This is a genomic window from Pseudomonas sp. PICF6, assembly GCF_009831705.1.
GTDB classification, from domain to species: Bacteria; Pseudomonadota; Gammaproteobacteria; order Pseudomonadales; family Pseudomonadaceae; genus Aquipseudomonas; species Aquipseudomonas rhizophila.
The window spans coordinates 218,507-220,331 of record NZ_WUUD01000020.1 but is presented as its reverse complement, the minus strand read 5'-3'; the positions used below and the strand labels follow the sequence as shown (position 1 = coordinate 220,331).

The following is a 1,825-nucleotide window of genomic DNA, read 5'->3' as shown; positions in this document are numbered from 1 at the left end:
TCACCGTGCGGCACAACGAGGACTACGACCGCGTCGAAGGCGTGGACAACGGCGTGATCCTGCACCTCAAGTCCGGCAAGAAAATCAAGGCCGACGCCTTGCTCTGGTGCAACGGCCGTACCGGCAACACCGACACCCTGGGCCTGGAAAACATCGGCGTGAAGGTCAACAGCCGTGGCCAGATCGAAGTTGACGAGAACTACCGCACCTGTGTGACGAACATCTACGGTGCCGGTGACGTGATCGGTTGGCCGAGCCTGGCCAGCGCCGCCCATGACCAGGGCCGTTCAGCGGCCGGCAGCATTGTCGACAACGGGAGCTGGCGCTTCGTCAACGACGTACCGACCGGCATCTACACCATTCCGGAGATCAGCTCGATCGGCAAGAACGAGCAGGAGCTGACCCAGGCCAAGGTGCCCTATGAAGTGGGCAAGGCCTTCTTCAAGAGCATGGCGCGGGCGCAGATCGCCGGAGAGCCGCAGGGCATGCTGAAGATCCTGTTCCACCGCGAGACGCTGGAAGTGCTGGGCGTGCACTGCTTCGGTTACCAGGCGTCGGAGATCGTTCACATCGGCCAGGCGATCATGAACCAGCCGGGCGAGTTGAACACGCTGAAATACTTCGTCAACACGACCTTCAACTACCCGACCATGGCCGAAGCCTATCGGGTAGCGGCCTATGACGGGCTCAACCGGCTTTTTTGAGCGGCTCCGGCCGGTGGCCTGAGCCGGCCGGGGAGACCGATTTCAGCAATTCTCGAGGGTGGCAGTGGCCAAACCGGGAAAGTCTGTAATCAGGCTGTCAACGCCGAAGTCGGCGAGCCTGCGCATCAGCGCGGGTTCGTTGACGGTCCACACTGATACATGCAACCCCTGACGCTGGGCCTTGATCAGGCGTTCCGGCGTACACAGCGTCCAGTTGAGCGCCAGAATCTCGCAGCCGTAACTCTGGGCGACCTTCAGTGGGTCGAGCCAGGCGTATTCGGCCACCAGCCCGCGGGAGATGTCCGGGGTCAGGTCCAGGGCAGCCTTGAGCACTTCCCGGGAGCTGGAGGTGATGGTGATTTTGTCCAGCAACCCGAAACGCTGGGCCATTTCGCGGATCCCCAGCACGGTGGCGGCGGCGCGGGTGCGTGAGGCACTCTTGACCTCCAGTTGCCAATGCTCGAAATCACATTTTTCGAACAGCTCCTCCAGGCGCGGGATCGGGCACGGCTTGATCCAGCCCGGGCCACCCTTGCGCGCATCGTAGGTCACCAGCTCGGCGGCCGAATGCTCCACCACCTTGCCCCGGCGATCGGTGGTGCGCTTGAGGGTCGGGTCGTGGATCACCATCAACTCGCCGTCCATTGAAAGGTGCAGGTCCAGCTCGCATCGGCGCACGCCGTGCTTGAGGCACTCCTGAAAACCGGTCAGGGTATTTTCTGGCGCTTCGCCCTTGGCGCCACGGTGGCCATAAATGAGGGTCACGGTTCTTCCTTATTGATGCCGGATTCGTTCAGTTCCCGCGCCAGGCGTCGCTCTTGCGCCTGTTTCTGCAGGATGTAGCGGGCCAGCAACTGGCGCTGGGCGTCGGTGGGGCGTTCGAACTCGGTGCCCACGTCATAGCCGTCGCCCTTGGGGTCGCAATGAGTGACCCGGGCCCGGAGCAACAGCCCCAGGGCCTGGGGCATCAGCACCATCTTGATCGACAGGTGCGCGCCGACGGCAATGGGGGTGGGGTATTGGAAGTCGATGCCGCCCTCGGAAATGATCACCGGCTGCGGTTCGCCGATTTCGCCGAGCGCCGTCAGGGCAATGACCTGACTGAGCAGGTCGATGCGTTT

At 62.9% G+C, this 1,825-nt stretch carries 2 protein-coding genes and 1 pseudogene; 1 reads left to right on the top strand and 2 read right to left on the bottom strand.

Annotation, left to right across the window (positions count from 1 at the left end; genetic code table 11):
• Positions 1-704 (top strand): annotated as a pseudogene (locus GSM73_RS27330) (FAD-dependent oxidoreductase); the annotation flags it as partial.
• A gap of 42 nt (positions 705-746) precedes the next feature.
• Here GSM73_RS27330 and GSM73_RS14215 read toward each other — a convergent pair.
• Both GSM73_RS14215 and GSM73_RS27325 read right to left on the bottom strand, forming a co-directional pair.
• A complete protein-coding gene (locus tag GSM73_RS14215) occupies positions 747-1,469 on the bottom strand; it encodes a glycerophosphodiester phosphodiesterase family protein (protein ID WP_047227220.1) in 723 nt (240 codons plus the stop codon).
• Positions 1,466-1,825, bottom strand: a 360-nt coding sequence (locus tag GSM73_RS27325) for a PilZ domain-containing protein (RefSeq protein WP_256676906.1), incomplete at its 5' end; no start/stop codon positions are given. The genes GSM73_RS14215 and GSM73_RS27325, both read right to left, overlap by 4 nt.